Genomic DNA, 21,783 nt, shown 5'->3' with positions numbered 1-21,783 from the left:
GCTCAGCCGGTGGTCCGTCCCCCGCGCTGGAACCGCGCGGAGGCGTCCCGGAGCACGTCCAGGCACGCGCGCACCGCGCCGTGATCCTCTTCGCCCGCCCGGCAGATCGCGTAGATGGTCCGGGTCAGCGCCGGGCGCGTGGCCAGGATGCGGACGCCCTCGGGCTGGAGCTCGCGGGCCAGGCGCGGGACCAGCGCCGCGCCGGCGTTGCCCGCCACCAGGGCCAGCTGGGTCGGGTAACTGCCGACCGTGCAGCTGATCCGGGGCTCCAGCCGTTGCTTGCGCAGTACCTGCACCAGCCATTCGTAGCAGCCGGACCCCAGGGTCCAGCCGATCCACGGCAGGTCGTCCACTTCGGACAGATCGACCGCCTTGCGGTGCGCGAGGCGGTGCCCGGCGGGCAGTGCGAGGTCCGCGACGTCGGAGAACAACGCGATCCGCGTCGTCGCCGGTGGGAGCACCGTCGGCCGGTCCTCCCAGCTCTCGAGCACCGCGACGTCGAGGTCGCCGGCCAGCACGCGGGGCATCGTCTGCTCCGCCTCGCCTTCGTGCAGCGTCACGGCCAGCCGGGGGTGCTGTGCGGCGAGGGTGGCCAGCGCGGGCGGCAGCAGCGCGTGCACCGTCGTCGGGATCGCGCCGATCCGCAGCGGCCCGATGACGTCCTCGCGCAGCAGCTCCAGGTCCGCTTTCGCCTCGGCGACCTGCGCGAGGATCCGCTCGGCGTGCCCGGCCAGCACCTGGCCCGCCTTCGTCAGCCGGACGCCGCGGCCGCGCGGCTCCAGCAGCCGCTGCCCGGCTTCCCGTTCCAGCTTCGCCAGCTGCTGCGACATCCCCGACGGCGTCACGTGCAGGGACGCGGCCGCCGCGGCGACCGAGCCCTGGGTCGCGACCGCGTGCAGCGCGCGCATCCGCTCGATTCCGAACACGGTAGAGATGCTACCGAATTCCGCGCAGAAACAATCGCTTGTCCTTGACAATCATGGCCCGCAGGCTGGAGGGGTGACCACGACCGCACCCCGACCCGCGACCACCACGCCGTTCACCGAGCGCGTCGACCCGCGCCTGCTCGCCGCGCTGGGGAGCTTCTGCATCTCGCTGTCGTCGGTCTTCATCAAGGTCTCGCACGCCAGCGGCAGCACGAGCGCGTTCTGGCGCTGCCTGCTCGCCCTGCCGCTGCTGCTCGCGCTCGCCGCGCGGGAACGGCGGAAGTCCGGGCCGGCGCCGCGCGTGCTCTTCCCGCTGCTGGCCGGAACCGGGCTCGGGCTGGACTTCGTGCTGTGGGGCGAGGCGATCCCGCGGATCGGCGCCGGCATCGCGACCGTGCTGCTCGCCGTCCAGGTGGTCATCGTGCCGCTGCTGGCGTTCGCGTTCCTGCGGGAACGGCCGGCGAAGCGGTTCCTCATCGCCGTGCCCGTGCTGCTCGGCGGCGTCGTGCTGGCCGGCGGGTTCGCCGGCACCGCCTCGTTCGGCCCCGACCCGGTCACCGGTGCCGTGTTCGCGTTGCTGGCCGGCGCGGGATATGCGGTGTACCTCTTCCTGATCCGGCTCAGCGGCGGCGCGGGCGCGCAGGCGCAGTCCCTGGTGCTGGCGACGATCTCCGCCGGCGTCGTCGCCGTCGTGCTCGGGTTCCCGACCGGCACGCTCGACCTGAGCCCCGGCCTGGCGACGCTCGGCTGGCTGGTCGCGCTCGCCGTGGTGGGTCAGCTGATCGGCTGGATCCTCATCTCCGCCGCGCTGCCCCGGATGTCGGCCACCACCGGCGCGATGCTGATGCTGCTGCAGCCGGTCGGCGCGGTGCTGCTGGGCATCGGCCTGCTCGGGGAGACGCCGAGCGTGCTGCAGCTCGTCGGCTGCGCGGGCGTCGTCGCCGCGGTCTGCTTCGCCGGGCGGGCCCGCCGCGGGTGATCTGCGGGCCGGGGCCGTCCCGGCTAACGTCCCCGGTATGCGTGTGCTGGTGGCCGGGGCGTCGGGGTTCGTCGGCAGCCGGTTGTGCCCGGTGCTGGAAGAAGCGGGGCACGACGTCCTCGCGATGACGCGCCACCCGGCGAAGTACGACGGCGCCGGGACGCCCGTCCGCGGCGACGTCGCCGACGTCGGTTCGCTGCGGGACGTGCTCAAGGGCGTCGAAGCCGCCTACTACCTCGTCCATTCACTCGACAGCGCGGACTTCAAGCGCCGTGACGCCGACGCGGCTCGCGCGTTCGCCCGGGCGGCGTCCGACGCGGGTGTCGGCCGGATCGTCTACCTCGGCGGTCTGGGGGACGACGACGACACGCTTTCGGAGCACCTGGCCAGCCGGCGCGAGGTCGAGCGGCTGCTGGGGGAGACCGGGGTGCCGGTGACCGTGCTGCGCGCCGGGATCGTCGTCGGGCACGGCGGGACGTCGTGGGAGCTGACCCGCCAGCTGGTGGAGCACCTGCCGGCGATGGTGACCCCGCGCTGGGTCGGCACGCGCACCCAGCCGATCGCGATCGCCGACGTCGTCCGCTACCTGGTCGGCGTGCTCGACCACCCGGAGGCCGCGGGCCGCGCGTTCGACATCGGCGGACCCGAGGTGCTGGCCTACCGCGACATGCTGCAGCGGGTCGCCGCGATCGAGGGCAGGCCGCTGCTGATCCTGCCCGTGCCGTTGCTGTCGCCGAAGCTGTCCTCGTACTGGCTTTCGCTGGTCACGGACATCGACGTGACGACCGGGCGGGCGCTGATCGACTCGATGACGAACGAGGTCGTCGTCCGCGACGACGCGATCCGCCGGATCGTCGAGTTCGAGCCGATGGGCTACGACGAAGCCGTGCTGCAGGCCCTGGGCGAGCGGGCGAAGAGCCGGCGGCCCGCGTGAAGAAGGCGCTCCTCGCCGGGGTGACGGCCGCCGGGTCCGGTTTGCTCGGCGCGTCCCTGGCCAGCCGGCCGGGTTCCCGCCGGTTCCACGTCCTCACGGCCTCGGTCGCGGCGACCTGGTTCGCCGGCGCCGGACCGGTGCCCCGCGGCCGCCGGGACGTCGTGCAGCCGGTTGTGGCAGGGGCAGGCGCGTTCGGCGTGTTCTACGGCTGCGCGCTGGTGGCCCGCCGCATCCCGCCGCTGCGGCGGGCGATCGCGGGCGTGCTCGGCCACGCCCACCACGGTTCGGCGCCTTCGGTGGCGGCGACCACGCTCGTGACGGGCGTGGCGGAGGAGTTCTTCTTCCGCGGCGCGCTTTACGACGCTTTCGGCGCCCGGCGATCGACGGCGCTGTACGTCCTTTCGACGACGGCGACGCGAAACCCCGCGCTGGTACTGGCCTCGACGGTGATGGGCACGCTCTTCGCCGTGCAGCGCGGCCGGTCCGGCGGGGTGCAGGCGCCGCTGCTGACGCACGTCGTCTGGTCGGCGCTGATGCTCGCCTTCCTGCCGCGCCTGTTCCCGCCGGAGCTCGGCGGCTAGGCCGCGATCGCCTCGTAGGCGGCCATCACGACGCCCAGGCCGCGGTCGTACCCGCCGTCCCAGAGGGTCTGGTTCATCACGTACGACACGGCCAGGTGCTGGTCCGCGTCGACGAGGACCACCGAGCCGCCCCACCCGCCCCACGAACACGTGCGGCCTTCCAGCCGGAAACCCAGGCCGTACCGCATTTGCGTGCCGAGGACGCGGTCCTCGCCGTGGAACTGCTCCTCGAAGACCCGCTCGGCGCCCGCCGGCGACAGCAGCCGTACGCCGCCCGAGACTCCCGAACACGCCAGGACCGACTGCACCGCCGCGACCGAGCGGGCGTTGCCGTACCCGTTGATGGCGGGCAGTTCCGCGCGCCGCCAAGCTTCGGAGTACGAATCCGAGACGCCGACCAGGAACCCCGGCGGCTTGTCGCCCTGAGGGTCGGGGATCAGCGGGCCCACCCGGTGGTCGTGCTCCGCGGCCAAGCCGATGTGGAAGTCCGCGCTCAGCGGGCCGGCGATCTCTTCGGCGAAGAACGTGCCGAGGCTGCGCCCGGTGATGCGGCGGACGACTTCGCCGACCAGGAACCCGAAGGTGACGGAGTGGTAGCCGCCCGCGGTACCGGGCTCCCACGCCGGCGCCTGCGCGGCCAGCCGCGCTGTCACGGCCGGCCAGTCGAAGAGGTCTTCGACCGCGATCGGGCCGTCGAAGTCCGGCAGGCCCGCGGTGTGCCCGAGCAGGTGCCGCACGCGCGTGGTTTCCTTGCCCGCGGCCGCGAACTCGGGCCAGTACCGCGCGACCGGCGCGTCCAGGTCGAGGTCGCCGCGGTCGGCCAGGACCAGCGCGCACAGCGCGGTCATCGTCTTGGTGGTGGACCAGACGGTGGTGATGGTGTCGTGGTCCCACGCGACGGTGCGCGCGGTGTCGACATATCCGCCCCAGAGGTCGACCACCGGCTCGCCGTCCACGAACACGGCGACCGAGGCGCCCACGTCGTCGGTGTCCAGCGACTCCGCCAGAACGTCGCGCACCTTGCCGAACCGGTCCTCGCAGTTTCCCCAGATGTCAGCCACGGCGCCAGCCAACTCCGTCCGGCCGGGCGGCACCACTCATTTATCCGGTGGAGAACCTTTGTCCGGAACGAGCCAGAACCGGGCGGAATCCTTCATAACCGCGGGGAAAGTTCCTATCCTGGAGCGAACCCCGGTGCGTGGAGAGGGATGTCGATGCGGACATTGCTCGTGCTGCTGCTCGTCCTCGGTTCCTTCACTCCGATGTCCCTCCGGCCCGCCGAAGCGGCCACGGCGGTGTGCGGCACGTCGTGCGACACGCTCGACCCGTCGCGGGCCGCGCGGGAGAGCTTTCCCTTGCCCGACAAGGTGATCAACGGCCGCGTCGTGCGGCTGCACGCTTCCGACCCCGACGGCATGGCGTGGGCGAGCATCGACAACGGCGTCGCCGGTGACGCCGTCTGGCTCGATCGTTCCTGGGATGCGGGCGCCACCTGGGAAGGCCTGCTGGGCAAGGCGAGCGTCCCCGGTACGTGGACCGGCACCCGCACGCTCATGTACAACCTCACCGATCCGCAGCACCACCGCCGCGGCCTGGTCCGGGCGTGCGGGGACGCGCAGGGTGTCGCGTGCACCGCGTGGATCTACCCGGAGGTCTGCGACGCCGCCTGCGACCGCACCGCCCCGGGATCCGGGGACAGCCAGCCGGTCGCGCCGGCTACGCTCTCCGGCCGCACGATCCGGCTCCACTTCGACGGCAAAGGCATGGCCTGGGCCGGGATCGAAGCCGGCGGTGCCGGCGACGAAATCTGGCTCGACCGCTCCTGGGACGCCGGCGCGAGCTGGCCGGACGGCTCGTCTCTGGGCCGGACGAGCGTCGCCGCGGGCGCCACCGGCACCCGCACCACGGCGTTCGCGACGCGCGATCCCCGCGGCCGGCTCTACGGTGGCGCGGTGCGCGCCTGCGGCCGCGAAGCCACGCACCCGCAAGGGAGCTGCACGGCCTGGGCACGCCCGGCGACGACCCGCGCCGCCGGTGCGCTCGACGCGCTGATGTGGTCCTACGACCCCTCCACCGCCTGGTGGCCGTCGAGCTGGTGGAACTCCGCGGTCGCGGTGACGGCGGTGGCCGACGCGGGCGGGTTCGACGCCGCGCTGGCCCGCACCTTCGACGTCAACCGCGCCGCTTTCCCGGCCGGGGCAAGGAGTTCCGACGCGATCGAGGGCCACTTCGTCAGCCGCGCGATCGACGACAGCGCGTGGTGGGGGCTGGCCTGGGTCGCCCTTTACGACCGCACCCACGACCCGCGTTACCTCACCGAAGCGACGACGATCGCGAACTACGTCCACGGGTTCTGGGACACCGGCAGCTGCGGCGGCGGAGTGTGGTGGAACCGCGAGCGGACGTACAAGAACGCCGTCACGGCCGGGCTGTACCTGCGGCTGACCGCGTCGCTGCACAACCGGCTCGCCGGTGACACGGTGTGGGGCCAGCGCGCCCGGACCGCGGGAGACTGGTTCCTGAACAGTGGCCTGATCAACTCCTCGGGCCTGGTGAACGACGGCTTGACGGCGTCCTGCGCCAACAACGGCCAGACGGTCTGGACGTACAACCAGGGCCTCGGCATCGGCGGGCTGCTGGAGCTGGGGCGCGCGACCGGCGTCCAGTCCTATGTGGACGCGGCGAAGCGGCTGGCGGACGCGGCGATGGCGCGGCTCACCTCGGGCGGGGTGCTGGTCGAGTCCTGCGACCTCGGCACGGCGTCCTGCGACGACAACCAGAAGCAGTTCAAGGGCATCTTCCTGCGCTACTTCGGCGACCTGGCCACGGCGACGGGCTCGGCGACCTACCGCGCGTTCGCGCAGCGGCAGGCGGACGCGCTGTGGTCGGGCGACCGGGACTCGCTGAACCGGATCGGCCAGCGCTGGACCGGCACCACACCCAACGTGACGGACTGGCGGACCCAGGCCTCCGGGCTCGAAGCGATCCTGGCGGCCGGGTAGGTCCGCACGCCAGAATGGCGCCGTGCGGATTCTCCTCCTCGCGGCCGTCGCCGTGCTCGTCACCGGGTGCCAGGCCGAGGTCGCGGGTCAGGCCGCGCCCACCGGCTTCATCGTCAAGGACGGCACCCAGCTGCGCTTCCGGCCGGTCCTGGCCGAACTGCCGCCGGGGCCGGCGGCCGGCTCCGTGACCGAGCGGCAGAGCACCGACCCGGCGACGCAGCAGGCCGCCGCGCAGGCGTTCGACTGCGCCCAGGGGAAGCCGGACCCCCTCGACGGCCGCGACGACCCGGCGTTGCCGCTGGTCAGCTGCGACCGCGCCGAAGGCACGAAGTACATCCTCGCGCCCGGCTTCCTCAGCGGCGCCGACGTGAGCCGGGTGGACGCCACCGTCGATCCGCAGACCGGGAGCGCGGTCATCACCCTGAGTTTCACGACCGCCGGGACGAAGGCCTGGGCGGAGTGGACCGGGCAGAACATCGGCAAGCAGGTGGCGATGGTGCTGAAGAGCCGGGTGCTGACCGCGCCGGCCGTGCAGTCGGCCATCACCGGCGGGGAAACGCAGATCACCGGGAAGTTCACGCTGCCCGAAGCGCGGCAGCTGGCGCGCGACATCGCCGGCGGCTGACGCTCTCAGCAGGTCGGCGGCAGGGCTTCCCGGCAGGCTTCGGTCTCCGTCTTGTTCGTCGCCTGGCGGAGCAGTTCGTAGAGGCTCTCCCGCTGCTCGTCGCTGAGGCCGCTGAACACCTCGTCCTCCACCGCGGCGAGCGCGAACTCGGCCCGGACCAGCAGCTTCACGCCGACGTCGGTGAGCTCGACGACGTGGCGCCGCCGGTCGACGGGGGAGCGGCGGCGCTCGATCAGGTTCTCGGCCTCGAGGTCGTTCAGCAGCCCGACCACGTTCGTGCCGTCCATCTCGAGGATCTTCGCCAGATCCTGCTGCGAGCTACCGCCCAGGTCGCGCAGCACCGTGAGCGCGATGAGGTGACGCGGCCGCAGGCCCAGCGGGGTCAGCACCGACTCGCTGCGCAGCTGGAGCCGCCGCGTGAGCTGGCCGAGCAGGGCCCCGCAGCGGTGAGGCGGCTGGTTGACGACCGGCAGCGAGGTCATGCGCCCAGTATATGGGCGGTTCAACAGTCGATGTGCTATTAATGGTTTGTCTTACATCAACGATCTATGGATGGCTAACGACATGGCGCATCTCCTTCACATCGACTCGAGCATCCAGGGCGAGCGCTCGGTGAGCCGCCGGCTCACTGCGCGGGCCGCGGCGGCGTGGCGCGCCGCGCACCCGGACGGCACCGTCACCTACCGCGACCTGGGCGCGCACCCGCTCCCGCACTTCGACTCCGAGACCGGGACGGCTCGCGCGATCCCGCCCGAGCAGCACACGCCGGCCCAGGCCGCGTCGTGGGCGCTGACGCAGGAACTCGTCGGTGAGATCAAGGCGGCCGACACGGTGCTGCTGGGCCTGCCGGTCTACAACTACGGCGCGCCGAGCAGCGTCAAGGCGTGGGTGGACCACCTCATCGCCCCCGGGCTGTCGGTCGACCACGAGACGATGACCGGCCTGCTCGGCGGCCGTGAGTTCATCGTGCTGGCCTCGCGCGGCGGCGGGTACGGCGAAGGAGCGCCCCGCCAGGGCTGGGACCACGCCGAACAGTGGCTCCCGCACGGCGTCTCGCTGACGGGCCTGGAGCCGCGGTTCGTCACGGCGGAGCTGACGCTCGCGCACGTGAACCCGGCGATGGCGGAGCTCATCCCGCTGGCGGACGCGAGCCTGGCGACGGCCGAGAAGACCATCGACGACCTGTGGGCCCCCGCGCGGGTCTGAAGCGCTTTCCGAGGCGGCCTCCGGTACGTCGGAGTGACCGAAGGCCGCCTCGGGGAACCGTTCGGCGCGCAGAACTTCGCCTTCGCCGACTTCGCCCCGGGCCCCGCCGGTAGCAGCGCGGACACAGCCGGTACCGTGCCGCCGGAGGCCGGGTGGAAAGATGCGGAAACCCGGACGGTCCGCACCTGGGCGAGGAAGGTCAGGTTTGAGCGCGCACACCTCGCAGATGGACGATATCCGGCTGGTCGCGCAACCGAGCGCGTTGCCGGTCACGGAGCTGTTCGTCCGCCTGATTCTCACCGACTGGTCCCTGCTGCCGATGCTGGAGCAGGTGACCGCCACCGCGAGACGGCTGGTCGAGACCGTCATCGACGCCGGTGACCCGCGATCACCCGCCTTCGTGACGCTGCGGCTGCGGCTGCGCGCCGACGTGCTGGTGGTCGAGGTCGACGACGACGTGCCCGGCCTGCCCGAGCCGAAGGTCGCCGGGCCCGGCGAGCGCGTGGGCGTCACGCCCGGTGCCGGCGGGGCCCGCACCACCTGGTGCGAGCTCGAGCTGCCCGGCGGGATGAACGCCAAGCAGGTGCGCCTGCCGCGCCGGCAGGACCGCCGGACCCTGGTCGACGAGCCGGTTTCCGGCGATCCCGTGGCCGCGGACCCGGAGGTGCTGGAGCGCCTGCTCACGCGGCTGAGCGGCTGGTCCGGCCAGGGCTGACGTGCGCGGCCGTCTCGTCCTCGTCGTCCTCTACGACGGCGTCCGGCTCCTGGACGTCTCCGGGCCGCTCGAGGTCTTCGCCGAAGCCAACGAGCACGGCGGCCGGTACGAGCTGAAGACGGCGTCGCCCGGCGGCGCCGACGTCCGCGCCAACACCGGGACGCGCCTGGGCGCCGACCTCGACCTCGCGGCGGCCGATCCGCGCGGCGCGACCGTGCTGGTGCCCGGCGGCCCCGAGTGGGTCCGCACGATCGCCGACACCGAGCTCGTCGCGCAGATCCGGCGCCTGGCCGGCGGCGCGGACCGCACGGCGTCGGTGTGCGCGGGCGCGTTCGCGCTGGCCGCGGCGGGCGTCCTCGACGGCAGGCGCGCCACCACCCACTGGGACCTGACCGACCAGCTCGCCCGCCGCTTCCCGCGCGTGCGGGTCGACGGGGACGCGATCTTCGTCAAGGACGGCCCGGTGATCACCTCGGCGGGCGTCACGTCCGGCATCGACCTGGCCCTCGCGCTGGTCGAGGAGGACCTCGGGGCCGAGGTGGCCCGGCTGGTGGCCAAGCACCTCGTCGTCTTCCTGCAGCGGCCCGGCGGGCAGTCGCAGTTCAGCGTCCGGCTGGAGACGGGCCGCCCCCGCACCGAGGTGCTGCGGGCCGTGCTCGACGCCGTCGCGGCCGATCCGGCGGCGCCGCACACCCTCGGCGACCTGGCCGCCCGCGCCGGGGTCAGCGCGCGGCACCTGACCCGCCTGTTCCGCGAAGAGCTCGGCCGCACGCCCGCGCGGTTCGTCGAGCAGGTGCGGCTCGAATCGGCCCAGCAGCTGCTGGAACGCACGACCGAGCCCCTGGACGTCGTGGCCCGGCGAGCGGGCTTCGGATCCGTCGAGACGCTGCGACGCGCCTTCGCGCGCGGCCTCGGCGTGACACCGAGCGACTACCGCGCCCGGTTCCGGACCACCGGCATCGGCTGAACCGGACCCGCCCCCCGATCCGTGCATCCAGGCAGGGAGAGGACGTGGAGGCGAGGAGGCAGCGTGCGCATTGTCATCGCGGAAGAAGACGCCCTGCTGCGGGAGGGGCTGGTCCTGCTCCTGCGCAGCGAGGGGTTCGACGTCGCCGCGGCCGTCGACCACCCCGGCGACCTGGTGGCCGCCGTCGCGGCGGAGATCCCGGACCTGGCCGTGGTCGACGTCCGGATGCCGCCGACGTTCACCGACGAAGGCCTGCGGGCCGCCCTCGAAGCGCGCCGGCTGATGCCGGGGCTCGCCATCCTCGCGCTCTCGGCGTTCATCGAGGACGGCTACGCGGGCGACCTCCTGGCCGCCGGGGGTGGCGGCGCGGGCTACCTGCTCAAGGAGCGCGTCGGCAAGCCCGGCGAGTTCCTCGACGCCTTGCGGCGCGTCGCCGCCGGGGGCACGGTGCTGGACCGCGACGTCGTCGCCGTGCAGCTGGCCCGGCCGCGGCCCGGCGACCCCGTCGGCACGCTCACCGCGCGCGAACGCGAGGTCGTCGCGCTGCTGGCGGAAGGCCACTCGGTGCCGACGATCGGGCGGCTGCTCGGCATCGGCACCGCCGCCGCCCGGCAGCACGCCGGGGACGTCAGCGCGAAGCTGCGCGTCCCCGACGAAGCCCGGGCGATGCTCAGTTATCTACGAGCGTGAAGACTTCGGCCTGCTTCTCCCGGTACCGGGCGACGTTGGCCAGCTTGACGTCCTCGTAGCCGCGCACCAGGTCGGGCAGTTCGGCCAGCGCCAGGACCCGGGCCCGGTCGACGTCTTCGGCGCGGAAGGCGCGCAGCACCGAGGCGCGGTAGTCCTCGACGAGCTCGCGCTCGACCCGCCGCACCTCGGCGCGGCCGAACGGGTCGAACCGGGTGCCGCGCAGCCGCCGCAGCGCGTGCAGCAGCCGGAACGCCGGGCGGAACCACGGGCCCAGGCTGATCTTGCGCTTCATGCCGAGCGCCCGCAGGACCGGCGGGTGGAGGCGGTAGGCGTACTTCGTGCCCTCGCCGAACTGCTCCTCGAGATCCGCCGTGAACGCCGGGTCCAGCGACAGGCGCGCGACCTCGTACTCGTCCTTGTAGGCCATCAGCTTGTACAGGTGCTTCGCGACCGCCTCGGTGATCTCCGTCGGCCCGTCCTCCAGCACGCGCACCTGCTCGACGAACTCCGCGTACGCCCGCGCGTACCGCTCGTCCTGGTAGGCGACCAGATCCGGGATCCGGACGTCGAGCAGCCGCGCCAGCTCGGATCCGGGCGATGCGTCCACCAGCTTCCGCGCGGCGGGCTGTGCGACCGTGCGCGTCGGAGCCGGCGACGTCGTCAGCGCGTCCGGGTCGGCCACCAGCTGACGGCCGCGGCGGAAGGCCTGCAGGTTCGCAGCCACCGCGGTGCCGTTGAGCTCGATCGCGCGCTCGATCACCTCGGCGGGCAGGCCGATCGCGCCGGTCTGGAAGGCCGCGCCGAGCTGGAGCACGTTCGCGAACTGGTCGTCGTCGAAGAGTTCTTCGGCCAGACCGCGCGCGTCCAGGGACACCGTCCGCGATGCGGCCGTGTCGATGGGCGCGAGGACGCTGCCGGGGTCCGGGAAGGCGACCGTCGTGTCGACGACCATCCGGCCGGTCGGCACCTCGGTGGTCGAGACGACCGCCGTGGTGCGGGCGGCGTCGGCCACGCCGAGGTTCGTCGCGTCCGCTCCGACCAGCGCGTCGCACGCCAGGTAGAGGTCGCACTCGCCGGTGGCGAGCTTCGGGGCCTGCTCGACCGGTTCCGTCGTCACCTTCAGGTCGGACACCACGGCGCCGCCCTTCTGGGCGAGCCCGGTCTGGTCGAGCGTGCGGACGTGCCGCCCGTCGAGCACCGCGGCGGTGGCGAGGATCTGCGTCACGGTGACCACGCCGGTGCCGCCGATCCCGGTGATCCGGACGGTGAAGTCCTTCCCGGACACCGGCGGAGCGGGCACGGCGTCCGCGGCCAGCTCGCCGAGCTTCCGGCGCTGCTTCTTCCCGGTGGGCACCACGGTGACGAACGACGGGCAGTCCCCGGCCAGGCACGAGTAGTCGACGTTGCACGACGACTGGTGGATCGCGGTCTTGCGGCCGAACTCGGTGGCCACCGGCTGCACCGACAGGCAGTTCGACTTGGTGCCGCAGTCGCCGCAGCCTTCGCAGACGCGTTCGTTGATCACGACCCGGGTCGCGGGTGTCTCCTGCTTGCCGCGGCGGCGCTTCCGGCGCTTCTCGGCCGCGCACTCCTGCTCGTGGATCAGCACGGTGACGCCCTTGACGGCGGCCAGTTCTTCTTGCGTGGCCAGGAGTTCGGTGCGGTCGCGGACGTCGACGCCGGCGGGCAGCTTCCGGCGCCGCAGCCGCCGGGGCGCGTCGCTGGTGATCACGACCCGCTTCGCGCCTTCGACCAGCAGCAGCTCGGCGACCTTCTCCACCGGCAGGCCGCCGACGGCGTCCTGGCCGCCGGTCATCGCGACGGCGGAGTTGTAGAGCAGCTTGTAGGTGATGTTCACCCCGGCGGCGACCGCCGCGCGCACGGCGAGGCTGCCGGAGTGGGTGAACGTGCCGTCGCCGATGTTCTGGACGAAGTGCTCGGCCTCGACGAACGGCGCCATGCCGATCCACTGCGTGCCTTCGCCGCCCATCTGCGTCACGCCGAGGACGGTGCCGACCTGGTCCGGCTCCATGAACAGGGCCATGGTGTGGCAGCCGATGCCGCCGCCGACCAGCGTGCCTTCGGGCACCTTCGTCGACGAGTTGTGCGGGCAGCCCGAGCAGAAGTACGGCGTCCGCGCGAGCAGCGGCACGGAGATGCGCTCGCGACGGCGGCGCGCTGTGAAAGCGTCCACCGAGGCGATGCCCCCAGGCAGCCGCCGGGCCAGGCCGGCCGCGATGCCGTCCGGGTCCAGCTCGCCGAGCTCGGTGAACAGCGTGCGGCCGTCGCGGTCCTTCTTGCCGGTGATCGCGGGCGCGCCGGGGAGGCCGTAGAGGACTTCCTTGAGGGCCGTCTCGAGGAACGCGCGCTTCTCTTCGACGACGATGATCTCGTCGAGCCCGTCGGCGAACTCGCGGACGATCCCGGGTTCCAGCGGGTGGATCGCGCCGAGCTTGAGCACGCGGATGCCGTGCATTTTCAGTGTTTCCGGGTCGAGACCCAGTGCACGCAGGGCCTGCTGGAGGTCCAGATAGGACTTGCCGGCGGAGACGATGCCGATCCGGTCGGCCGGTCCCCGTTGCGTGATCCGGTTGATGCCGGCCGCGCGCAGGTAGTCGAGCACGAGGGGCAGCCGGACGGTGAAGAGGCTGCGTTCCAGCTCGGCGAGGCTCGTGCCGAGCAAGCGCGACGTCGGCGTGTGGCGGTAGGCCTTTTCGATCTCCGGAGCCATCCACTGTGGACTCACGGTGGCGGTGCCCGAAGCGTCCGCGACGTTGGCGACGATCTTCAGCGACGTCCAGACGCCGGCCGCCCGGGACAGCTCGACCGCGTGCATGCCGAGGTCGAGGACGTCCTGGGAGTCGGCCGGGTAGAGGATCGGGATCGCCAGGTCGGCGAGGGCGAGCTCGGACGCGCACGGGACGGTCGAGGACTTCGCGTTCGGGTCGTCGCCGACCAGGGCGACCGCGCCGCCGCGCGGGTCGGTGCCGGCCAGGTTCGCGTGGCGGAGGGCGTCGGTGGCGCGGTCGAGGCCCGGGGCCTTGCCGTACCAGAACCCGGTGACGCCGCGCCGCCCGCCGGCGCCCGCGACGAGCTGGCTGCCCATGACCGAGGTCGCGGCCAGCTCCTCGTTGAGGCCCGGGCGGTGGACGACGTCGTGCTTCTCCAGCAGCTTCGCGCGGCGGCCGAGTTCGAGGTCGTAGCCGGCCAGCGGCGAGCCCTCGTAGCCCGAGACGAACACGGCGGGGTCGCCACCGCGGGCGCGGTCGTGGCGGACGCGGTCGAACAGCAGCCGGACCAGGGCCTGCACCCCGGACAGGTGCACGGTTCCCGCTTCTCGCAGGTAGCGGTCCTCCAGCGTGAACGTCTCCACGGCGCGGCCTCCTTCGCGTCGGTTGTGCTTCGGAGCACAGTGCGGCGCGGGTCACCCTCACGCAACAGTCAGGGCCGGATCAGGGTGTCACACGCAAAGTTCAGCGTATCCAGTGACTGAGTGGTCCCGTTTTTTGCGTCCGTTTACGCTCGGACGCATGACCGAAGACCTGCTCGACGCGACCGACCACGAGATCCTCGGCCTGCTGCGCGAGGACGCCCGCCGGACGCTGTCCGACATCGCCGGCCGCGTCACGCTGTCGACGGCCGCGGTCAAGCGCCGGATCGACCGGCTGCGCGAGACCGGCGTGATCACCGGCTTCACCGTGCAGGTCGACCACGCGAAGCTGGGCTGGGGGATCGAGGCGTTCACCGAGCTGCGGTTCGTCGGCAACACGAAGGTCGCGGAGATCCTGCGCACCACCACGCGGATGCCCGAGGCGCAGGCGGTGTTCACGATCGCGGGCGACCCGGACGCGCTGGTGTGGCTGCGGGTGCGCGACATGGCCCACCTGCAGAAGACGATCGACGAGATCCGCCGGCACCACCAGGTGACCGGCACGAAGACGTTGATCGCGCTGGAATCCTGGTCCCGGGGGAACTGACGTGCTCGTCACGCTGGCCGAGCGCCCCGACCTCGCTGCGGCCGCCTACGCGATCCCGTACCCGCCGGACTCGCCGAAGTTCATGGCCGGCAGCCTCACGAGCCTGCTGGTCCGCCGCCGCCGGGTGGCGAGCCGCTGGCCGCACCTGGTCGTCGTGCTGCTGGAGGGTGACCGGCCGGTCGCGCGCGGGATCATGGTGCCGTTCCGCGACCGCGGGTCGTTGCCTGCCCGAGGCTGGGACGAAGTGGCGGTGTGGGCGGCTGAGGACGCCCTCGACGGCGTCACTCCGGACACCGCTTGCGCGTTGGAGATCGCGGTGCACCCGGACCACCAGGGGCGTGGGCATTCGCTTGCTGTGCTGAAGGGAATGCGTACGGCTGCCGCCGGGTTCGAGTCGCTGGTCATCCCGGTTCGGCCGCCCGACAAGGCCGCGGTCCCGGGGATGCCGATGCGCGAGTACGTCGCTCGGGTGCGGGCTGACGGTTTGCCCGCTGATCGTTGGTTGCGTACTCATGTGCGTGCTGGTGGGCGGATCGTCGGTGTCGCTTCCTGCTCGGCGACTGTGCAGGCTCCTTTGGGCGAGTGGCGGGAGTGGACCGGGATGCCGTTCGATCGGGACGGTTCCGTTGAGGTTCCGGGGGCTCTGGGGCCTGTGTTCGTCTCTGTTTCGCAGGACTTTGCTGTTTACGTTGAGGCCAACGTTTGGGTTTCTCATCGGGTTGGCTCTTACTGATGCGGCTTCGCCGGGGCGTGGGAAATCGGCGCTTCGTGTACTTGCTTGCCGCTCGGTGCAAGAGCGCCGATTCCCCACGCAACGGTGTCCCTGCCGCGGTCTTTGTTCGCACCTGATCGTGTGATGACATGCGTTCGATCTTCGGTAATCTTGTTGTATGGACAGGGAAGCGGTGTGGCAAGCGGATGCGGTGGCCCTGGCCGACCGCATCTCCGCGCTGCTCACTGTTGTGCGGTCTGCCGAGGCTGAGATCGGTTCTCTGTTGGCGGAAATCGAGTCTCGCGGTGTGATGGAACTCTTCGGATACCGTTCTGTCGCGCGGCTCTTCGAGCACCTCGCCGACGTTCCCAAGTCCGCCGCCGAGACTGTGGTGAAGCGAGCCCGCGCACTCACTCCGAGCCGTACCCTGGATGGCACTCCCATTCCCGCTGTTGCTCCCGCCACCGGCGCTGCTGCTGCGGAGGGTCGGTTGAGCAGCCCGATGATCGACACGATCGTCGGGGTGATGACCCAGGTTCCGCTCGAGCACCGTGATGATGCCGAGCAGCACCTGCTCACGTTCGCCTCCGAAGCCGGACACAAGCAAGTCGCCGCCCTCGGCGCACGCATCCTGGCCCACCTGGATCCCGATGGCGCCGAGCCCGACGAGACCGAACCGGCCAAGCCCAGTCGCGAGTTGTCGTTGCGTCGCAAGAGAACCGGGTTCTGGGAGCTGAACGGCCGTTTCGATGACGAGACCGGTGCTCGAGCCAGCGCCCTGTTGGACGCTCTCGCCGAGCGCCACAGCACCGACGAGGGCCATGACTTACGTTCGCCGTTGGAACGCTACGGCGACGCCTTCTCCGACGCGATCGACCTGGCTTACAACTCCCCAGACCTGCCGATGCAAGCAGGCGAACGAGCCCACGTGATGGTCGCGGTTTCCTTGGAGGACCTGAAGTCGAGCATCGGCCAGGCCATGTTCGACGACACCGGAACCACCTCCGCTGCCGGTGCGGCCGCCTTCGGCAACACCGGCACGCCGCCCACGGCCGGTGCAGGTCTGGCGACCTTCGGCGATACCGGCACCACTCCCAAGGCCGGCGTCGGCCGGGCGCTCCTGGGCGACCTCGGCACGATCTCCGCGGCCGAAGCCCGCATCCACGCCTGCGACTGCATGCTCATCCCCGCGGTCCTCGGTACCAAGAGTGAGCTTCTTGATCTCGGTCGCCAGCACCGCCTGGTCTCCACCCCGCTCCGCCGCGCGCTCTACCTCCGAGATCGCGGCTGTGCCTTCCCGGGCTGTCATCGCCCACCTCGGCACTGTCAGGGTCACCACGTCCGGCACTGGGCTGACGGTGGGCCGACCGAGCTGGGCAATCTGGTGCTGCTGTGCGCTCACCATCACCGGTTGCTGCACCGTTCCGGCTGGCAGGTAAGGATCGCCGCCGACGGTCTACCGGAATTCCTGCCACCGGTGTTCCTGGACAAGCGCCGAAAACCCAGGCGCAACAACCTGCACCAGCCACTCCCATTCGCGGCATGAGTACACGGGACAGGCCCGCAGCCAACCGGCTACGGGCCTATGCCCACGTCGCGAACCGCGCCGACTGTGCCGCAGGCCCCGGAACACCTGCATCCGGTCGAGAAGGTTGCGGCGCCTTCCGACACCAGCAAAGTAATCGACATCGCTTTCCAAGGTTGCCGGACGGTCACGAGCATCGCGCTCAGCGCGACCGCTATCCAGTCTCCCAACGTTCGGCCTCTGCCACCCTGCGGCGAGTACCCCAGGCAGCCGGCCGCTTCAAACCGGCTAACCGTGCAGCAGCACCCCGGAAGTGCGTTCCCGCTGGAAACGCTTCCGGCTAGTGCAGTCCATCCGGTGGTGAGTCAGCCTCCCGGGGTTCGGCTCCTGCCCCCTGCGGCGAGTACCCCAGGCAGCCGGCCGCTTCAAACCGGCTAACCGTGCAGCAGTACCCCGGAAGTGCGTTCCCGCTCGAAGAACGTATCCGGCCAGCGCAGTCCGTCCAGTGGTGAGTCGACCGCCGCCGCCGGGCTTCGCAACTCGTTGTCCTGCCTCCGACTGTTCGGCTCCGGGCACCCTGCGGCGGGATACTCCAGGCTGGTGGCCCGCTTCGGACCGGCTAACCGTGCAGCAGTACCGGGGTGCGCGTTTCCGCTGGAAGAAACGTCTTCGGCCACAACTGTCTGTCCAGTGGTGAGTCGACCGCTGCTGCCGAGCGTCGCCTTCCATTGTCCGGCCCTTGTCGCCCGCGGCGGGTGCCCCAGGCAGTCGGCTCGTGTCGAACCGGCCAGCCGTGCAGCAGTACTGCGGATGCGCGTTCCCGCCGGAAGAACGTTTCCGACCACAGCAGTTCATCCGGTGGTGAGTCAGCCTCCCAGGGTTCGGCCCTGCCATTCGACGGCGAGTACCCCAGGCAGCCGGCCGCTTCAAACCGGCTAACCGTGCAGCAGCACCCCGGAAGTGCGTTCCCGCTCGAAGAACGTCTCCGGCCACAACAACCCATCCGGCGGCGAGTCCACCGCCGCCGCCCGACGCCGCAGCTCCGCCAAGAACCTCGTATCCAGCACCGCCCGAGCCGACAACGGCTCCCGCAACAGCAGGTCGGCCGGGCCCTCGTACATGTACGCGTCCACTCCCGGATAACCGCGGGTGCCCGGCGGATACTCCCGGTTCGTCGGGAACAGACGAGTGTCGAGAGCGCCCAGCCACGATCCCCGGAGCGAAATCAGCGACGGCCATGAGCCCAAGCTTTTCTCGAGCCGTGCGTTGTCCGAAGTGAACCCGCGGTGGTCCGCGACCACGTACGCCGCGCCGGGGTACTCGCGCTCCAGCTGGGCCACCGCGCCGCTTCCGCCGTCGTGGGTCAAGTGGCCCAGGCCGAACAGCATCAGCGCTTTGCGGTTCTTCTGCAGCACCTGCGTCTTCACCACAGAGACGATCGAGGCGTCCCGGTCGTCGAACGGCTCCATGTCCGTCGGCCTTTGGATGCGGCTCCAGTCGATCGGCGGGTCGCACGCCAGCACGCGGATCCTGCGGCTCGCCGGCAGTGTCGTGTTCACCTGGCGCACCAAGGCGAAAAGCTGTTCGTAGAACGTCGAAAACCCGCAGCTCGGCTGGGTCGTGTCGCGCCAGACCCGGCTGATGTCCGGCACGTCCGCACCACCGATGTAGGCGTCCAGCAGTGGCTGGAGGCGCGAGTTCCCGCACTCCACCGCGATGTCGTTCACCCGGCCCGGGAAGCGCGGGTCGCGGATCAGGTCGAACACGAACGGCCCGACGTCCGGGCTGGACTTCGCGACGATCGGATGCGTGTCGAACGCGGTGAGCAGCGTGCCCGCCGGGTCGGACGGTGGCCGGGGCTGACCCGCGTCGGCGGGTGCGGCCACCAGTGTGGTGGCCGCGAGTACGGCCGAGATGAACAAGCGCATGACAGCTCCCCAGAAGCAGAATACCTGCTGTCTTACGACAGTAGGACAACTCGGCCAGCATCCAGCCCCGGCCGGGCCGCTGTCAAGGCCGGGTCAGTGCCGGAACGCCTCCGCGAGCCACCAGGAACCGCCGTCGTCGGCGATCTTCGCGTCGATGACCAGTGGTTCGCTGCGGGGACCCGCGAGCCACTCGCGCACCGCGAACAGGTCTTCGGCGGACCGGACCGTCACCCCCGCGCACCCGAAGCCGCGGCCGATCGCGGCGAGGTCGGAGTCGGGGAACCGGACCGTGGTCATGTCCGCGTCGCCGAAGTGGTGGACCTCCGCGCCGTAGGCGGCGTCGTTGTACACGATCACCACCAGCGGCAGGCCGAGCCGGACCGCCGTGTCCAATTCGGACAGTGCCATGTGGAACCCGCCGTCGCCCGTACCCAGCACCGGGAGCCGGTCCGGGCGGGCGAGCGCCGCGCCGATCGCCGTGCCCAGGCCCAGCCCGATGCTCTGGAACGCCTGCGTGAAGCAGAACCCCTGCTCGTCGGGCACCGACAGGTACGCACTCGGGTAACCCATGAAGTTGCCGGAGTCGGTCGCGACGATCCGCTCGGCCGGCAGCAGCTCGTCGAGCAGCTTGCTCAGGGTGCGCGGGTCGATGCGGCCCTCACGGGAGAGGTCCTCGTGCTCGACGTCGGTCCAGCGGCCGGCCGCGATCCGGGCGGCGACCTCTTCGGTGCGGTAGCCGACCGCCTGGTGGTCGCCCAGCTCGCTCAGGACGTCTTCCGCGGTGCACCCGGCGTCGCCGACGACGCCGAGGTCGATCGGCCGGTGCGCGCCGAGCGCGCTCTGCTCGAGGTCGACCTGGACGAGGTCCGCGTGCGGGCTGAGCAGCTTGCCGTGGCGAGTGGTCCACATGTTCAGCGCGCACCCCCACCCGACGACGAGGTCGGCGCCCACGATCAGCTCGGCGGCCGTCGGCGATGCGAACCCGCCCGAGATGCCCAGGGCGAACGGATCGCCGTGGAAGAGGCCGTGCGCGACGGCCGAGGTGGCCAGCAGCGCGCCGGACCGCGCGGCCAGCTCCCGCAACGGCTTCCGGCTCCCGCGGGCGCCCCGGCCGGCGATGAACACCGGCCGTTCGGCGGCGATCAGCAGGTCCGCCAGATCCGCCGCCGCGCCGATGTCCGGCCGCATCGGAGCCGGCCCCTCGACAGAAGGCAGCGACAGCGCTCCCGGTGGCGCGGGCTCGGCCTGGACGTCCAACGGCAGGTTCAGCACGACCGTCCGGCGCTGCTGCCACGCGGTCCGGAAGGCCCGCACGGTGTCGTCGACCGCGCTCGCGGCCGAGTGCACGCGCTCCGGCACCGCGCCGACCGCGGCGGCCAGCCCGTCCTGGTCGATGCGGAAGTTGGACAGCACCGACGCCGCGGCCGAGTCCGCGGTGAGCACCAGCATCGGCGTCCGGCTCTTGGCGGCCTCGGTGATCCCGGTGACGGCGTTGGTCAGCCCGCAGCCCTGGTGCAGCGACAGCACCGAGACCTTCCCGCTCATCCGGGCGTAGGCGTCGGCCATGCTCGCGGCGCCGCCTTCGTGGCGGGCGGCGACGAACCGGACGCCGCCCGCCCGCAGCGCGTTCGTCACCTCGAAGTTGCCGCTGCCCACCACCCCGAACGCCGTGCCGACGCCGAGGCCGGCCAGCGTGCGGCCGACGAGTCCGGCGACGTTCACCGCTCCACCAGGGCCAGCACGCGGGCCGGGCTGCCGGAGCCGCCGACGATCGGCAATGGCGAGACGACCAGCAGCGTCCCGGTCGGCGGCAGCGTGGCGAGGTTCTGCAGCTGCGTCAGGCCGTGCTTCCCGGCACCCAGCAGGAGTTCGTGACACGGGAACATCGGTTCGAAGCCGGGCGCCTGGCCCGCGTCGGTGCCGACGGTCTCGACGCCGAGCCCGGTGATCGGGCTTTCCTCGGCGAGCCACCGCGCGCACTCGGGGGAGACGCCGGGGGCGTGCGAGCCGGTCTCGTCGGCGTTGAGGAACCGCTCCTGGTCGTCGCTGCGCGCGTCCCAGCCGGTGCGGTAGAGCAGCCAGCCGCCGTCGGGCAGCGGGCCGTGCTCGGCCGTCCAGGCGCGGACGTCGTCGATCGACAGGAGGAAGTCCGGGTCCTCGGCGGCCCGGGCCGAGAAGTCCAGCACGACCGCGGGTGCGACCAAGGTCTTGAGCGGCACCTGCGAGACGTCGTGACCCTCCTTTCCGGACACCCAGTGGACGGGGGCGTCGAGGTGGGTGCCGGTGTGCTCGCCGGTGTGGATGTCGTTCCAGTACCACCGCGGGCCGCGCTCGTCGTAGCGGCTGATCTCCTCAAGCCGGAACGGGATCGTGTTGGCGAACGGCTCCGGCAGCTGCAGGATCGGCGTGCTCGCGCTCAGCGGGGCGGTGAGATCGACGATCTCGATCGTTCCCCCGGCGATCGCCTTGCTCAGCCCGTCCAACAACGACATGCCTGCCTCCTGGTGCCGGTGTGCCTCTTGATCGGAACCTTATGCCCGGCGGGCGTTCCTTGACAGCGGTGCGTTCGCGGGTGTTGTCTTAATGTCGTAGGACAATAGGAAGGTGCCGGGTGATCGAGTTCGTCCTGGACGGCCGCTCGCGGGTCGCCACGTACATGCAGCTCGTCGTCCAGGTGAAGCAGGCGCTGCGGGTCGGCCTGCTGCGCCCTGGCGACCAGCTGCCGAAGGTGCGGGATGTGGCCGAGGCGCTGGCGATCAACCCGAACACCGTGCTCAAGGCCTACCGCGAGCTGATCCTGGAAGGACTCGCGGAAGGCCGGCCGGGGGTGGGCACGTTCGTCACCGGCAGCCTGGCCGGGCCGTCGCTGGGCAGCCAGGGGCGGCTGCGCGACGAGCTGGTGGCCTGGCTGGAGCGCGCGGAAGCCGCGGGGATGTCGCCGGACGACATCGCCGCCCTGATCGAGACCACGTTGCGCGGCACCCCGGTGCCCCGCGACCTTGCCTAGGGAGTTGGC

20 protein-coding genes are annotated in these 21,783 nt (G+C 71.7%); 13 read left to right on the top strand and 7 right to left on the bottom strand.

The genetic code is table 11. The annotated features are described in order from the left end of the window. Positions 1-2: 2 nt before the first annotated feature. Positions 3-926 carry a LysR family transcriptional regulator gene (locus AB0M83_RS13435; protein ID WP_364516606.1) on the bottom strand — a complete coding sequence of 308 codons (924 nt, stop codon included), beginning with the start codon at positions 924-926 and terminating at the stop codon, positions 3-5. 73 nt (positions 927-999) lie between these two features. Here AB0M83_RS13435 and AB0M83_RS13430 point away from each other — a divergent pair, with 73 nt between their 5' ends. From AB0M83_RS13430 to AB0M83_RS13420, 3 genes are read left to right on the top strand one after another with little or no spacing between them, the layout of a single operon-like run. After that, the gene (locus AB0M83_RS13430; protein WP_364516604.1) at positions 1,000-1,905 is read left to right on the top strand and encodes a DMT family transporter; all 906 of its coding nucleotides are present in this window, start codon (positions 1,000-1,002) and stop codon (positions 1,903-1,905) included. A 37-nt stretch (positions 1,906-1,942) separates the two neighbouring features. Further along, positions 1,943-2,839: an NAD(P)H-binding protein gene (locus AB0M83_RS13425; RefSeq protein WP_364516602.1), complete on the top strand. Its 897-nt coding sequence runs from the start codon at positions 1,943-1,945 to the stop codon at positions 2,837-2,839. Further along, positions 2,836-3,420 carry a CPBP family intramembrane glutamic endopeptidase gene (locus AB0M83_RS13420; RefSeq protein WP_364516600.1) on the top strand — a complete coding sequence of 195 codons (585 nt, stop codon included), beginning with the start codon at positions 2,836-2,838 and terminating at the stop codon, positions 3,418-3,420. Before AB0M83_RS13425 ends, AB0M83_RS13420 begins: the two co-directional genes overlap by 4 nt. On the opposite strand, the gene AB0M83_RS13415 is transcribed toward AB0M83_RS13420, so the two are convergent. Further along, positions 3,417-4,481 carry a serine hydrolase domain-containing protein gene (locus AB0M83_RS13415; RefSeq protein WP_364516598.1) on the bottom strand — a complete coding sequence of 355 codons (1,065 nt, stop codon included), beginning with the start codon at positions 4,479-4,481 and terminating at the stop codon, positions 3,417-3,419. The genes AB0M83_RS13420 and AB0M83_RS13415 overlap by 4 nt on opposite strands. Before the next feature lie 153 nt (positions 4,482-4,634). Between AB0M83_RS13415 and AB0M83_RS13410 the strand changes: the two genes are divergently transcribed. Together AB0M83_RS13410 and AB0M83_RS13405 are read left to right on the top strand one after the other, a co-directional pair. After that, positions 4,635-6,422, top strand: a complete 1,788-nt coding sequence (locus AB0M83_RS13410; protein ID WP_364516596.1) for a glycoside hydrolase family 76 protein — start codon at positions 4,635-4,637, stop codon at positions 6,420-6,422. A gap of 22 nt (positions 6,423-6,444) precedes the next feature. Continuing rightward, complete coding sequence (locus AB0M83_RS13405; RefSeq protein WP_364516594.1) at positions 6,445-7,047, top strand: precorrin-3B C(17)-methyltransferase; 603 nt, start codon at positions 6,445-6,447, stop codon at positions 7,045-7,047. A gap of 5 nt (positions 7,048-7,052) precedes the next feature. On the opposite strand, the gene AB0M83_RS13400 is transcribed toward AB0M83_RS13405, so the two are convergent. Then, positions 7,053-7,529: a MarR family winged helix-turn-helix transcriptional regulator gene (locus tag AB0M83_RS13400; protein ID WP_364516592.1), complete on the bottom strand. Its 477-nt coding sequence runs from the start codon at positions 7,527-7,529 to the stop codon at positions 7,053-7,055. 82 nt (positions 7,530-7,611) lie between these two features. Between AB0M83_RS13400 and AB0M83_RS13395 the strand changes: the two genes are divergently transcribed. The 4 genes from AB0M83_RS13395 (at position 7,612) to AB0M83_RS13380 (ending at position 10,625) form a co-directional block, all read left to right on the top strand. After that, positions 7,612-8,253 (top strand): NAD(P)H-dependent oxidoreductase, encoded by a 642-nt coding sequence (locus tag AB0M83_RS13395; RefSeq protein WP_364516590.1) that lies wholly within the window; start codon positions 7,612-7,614, stop codon positions 8,251-8,253. A 205-nt stretch (positions 8,254-8,458) separates the two neighbouring features. After that, positions 8,459-8,968, top strand: coding sequence for an ATP-binding protein (locus tag AB0M83_RS13390; protein ID WP_364516588.1), 510 nt, complete (start codon positions 8,459-8,461; stop codon positions 8,966-8,968). A 1-nt stretch (position 8,969) separates the two neighbouring features. After that, a complete protein-coding gene (locus AB0M83_RS13385; RefSeq protein WP_364516586.1) occupies positions 8,970-9,935 on the top strand; it encodes a DJ-1/PfpI family protein in 966 nt (321 codons plus the stop codon). 63 nt (positions 9,936-9,998) lie between these two features. Then, positions 9,999-10,625, top strand: coding sequence for a response regulator (locus AB0M83_RS13380; protein ID WP_364516584.1), 627 nt, complete (start codon positions 9,999-10,001; stop codon positions 10,623-10,625). On the opposite strand, the gene AB0M83_RS13375 is transcribed toward AB0M83_RS13380, so the two are convergent. Further along, complete coding sequence (locus tag AB0M83_RS13375) at positions 10,606-13,998, bottom strand: indolepyruvate ferredoxin oxidoreductase family protein (RefSeq protein WP_364516582.1); 3,393 nt, start codon at positions 13,996-13,998, stop codon at positions 10,606-10,608. The two genes, AB0M83_RS13380 and AB0M83_RS13375, sit on opposite strands and share 20 nt — an antisense overlap. 157 nt (positions 13,999-14,155) lie before the next feature. On the opposite strand from AB0M83_RS13375, the gene AB0M83_RS13370 reads away from it, so the two are divergent. The 3 genes from AB0M83_RS13370 to AB0M83_RS13360 all read left to right on the top strand — a co-directional run bounded on the left by AB0M83_RS13370 (position 14,156) and on the right by AB0M83_RS13360 (position 16,860). Beyond that, positions 14,156-14,602 (top strand): Lrp/AsnC family transcriptional regulator, encoded by a 447-nt coding sequence (locus AB0M83_RS13370; RefSeq protein WP_364516580.1) that lies wholly within the window; start codon positions 14,156-14,158, stop codon positions 14,600-14,602. Position 14,603: 1 nt separating this feature from the next. After that, the gene (locus tag AB0M83_RS13365; RefSeq protein WP_364516578.1) at positions 14,604-15,335 is read left to right on the top strand and encodes a hypothetical protein; all 732 of its coding nucleotides are present in this window, start codon (positions 14,604-14,606) and stop codon (positions 15,333-15,335) included. A 157-nt stretch (positions 15,336-15,492) separates the two neighbouring features. Further along, positions 15,493-16,860 (top strand): DUF222 domain-containing protein, encoded by a 1,368-nt coding sequence (locus tag AB0M83_RS13360; RefSeq protein ID WP_364516576.1) that lies wholly within the window; start codon positions 15,493-15,495, stop codon positions 16,858-16,860. A gap of 914 nt (positions 16,861-17,774) precedes the next feature. On the opposite strand, the gene AB0M83_RS13355 is transcribed toward AB0M83_RS13360, so the two are convergent. The 3 genes from AB0M83_RS13355 to AB0M83_RS13345 form a co-directional block, all read right to left on the bottom strand. After that, positions 17,775-18,767 (bottom strand): hypothetical protein, encoded by a 993-nt coding sequence (locus AB0M83_RS13355; protein ID WP_364516574.1) that lies wholly within the window; start codon positions 18,765-18,767, stop codon positions 17,775-17,777. Between the two features lie 93 nt (positions 18,768-18,860). After that, positions 18,861-20,489, bottom strand: a complete 1,629-nt coding sequence (locus AB0M83_RS13350; protein ID WP_364516572.1) for a thiamine pyrophosphate-binding protein — start codon at positions 20,487-20,489, stop codon at positions 18,861-18,863. Next, a complete protein-coding gene (locus AB0M83_RS13345; protein WP_364516570.1) occupies positions 20,486-21,259 on the bottom strand; it encodes a cyclase family protein in 774 nt (257 codons plus the stop codon). The genes AB0M83_RS13350 and AB0M83_RS13345 overlap by 4 nt, the downstream gene beginning before the upstream one ends. Positions 21,260-21,378: 119 nt before the next feature. Between AB0M83_RS13345 and AB0M83_RS13340 the strand changes: the two genes are divergently transcribed. After that, positions 21,379-21,774, top strand: coding sequence for a GntR family transcriptional regulator (locus AB0M83_RS13340; protein ID WP_364516568.1), 396 nt, complete (start codon positions 21,379-21,381; stop codon positions 21,772-21,774). Positions 21,775-21,783: the final 9 nt, after the last annotated feature.

This window comes from Amycolatopsis sp. NPDC051106, assembly GCF_040682775.1.
Taxonomy (GTDB): Bacteria; Actinomycetota; Actinomycetes; order Mycobacteriales; family Pseudonocardiaceae; genus Amycolatopsis.
Note: the sequence above shows the minus strand (reverse complement) of the source record. Positions and strands in the feature narration are given on the sequence as shown.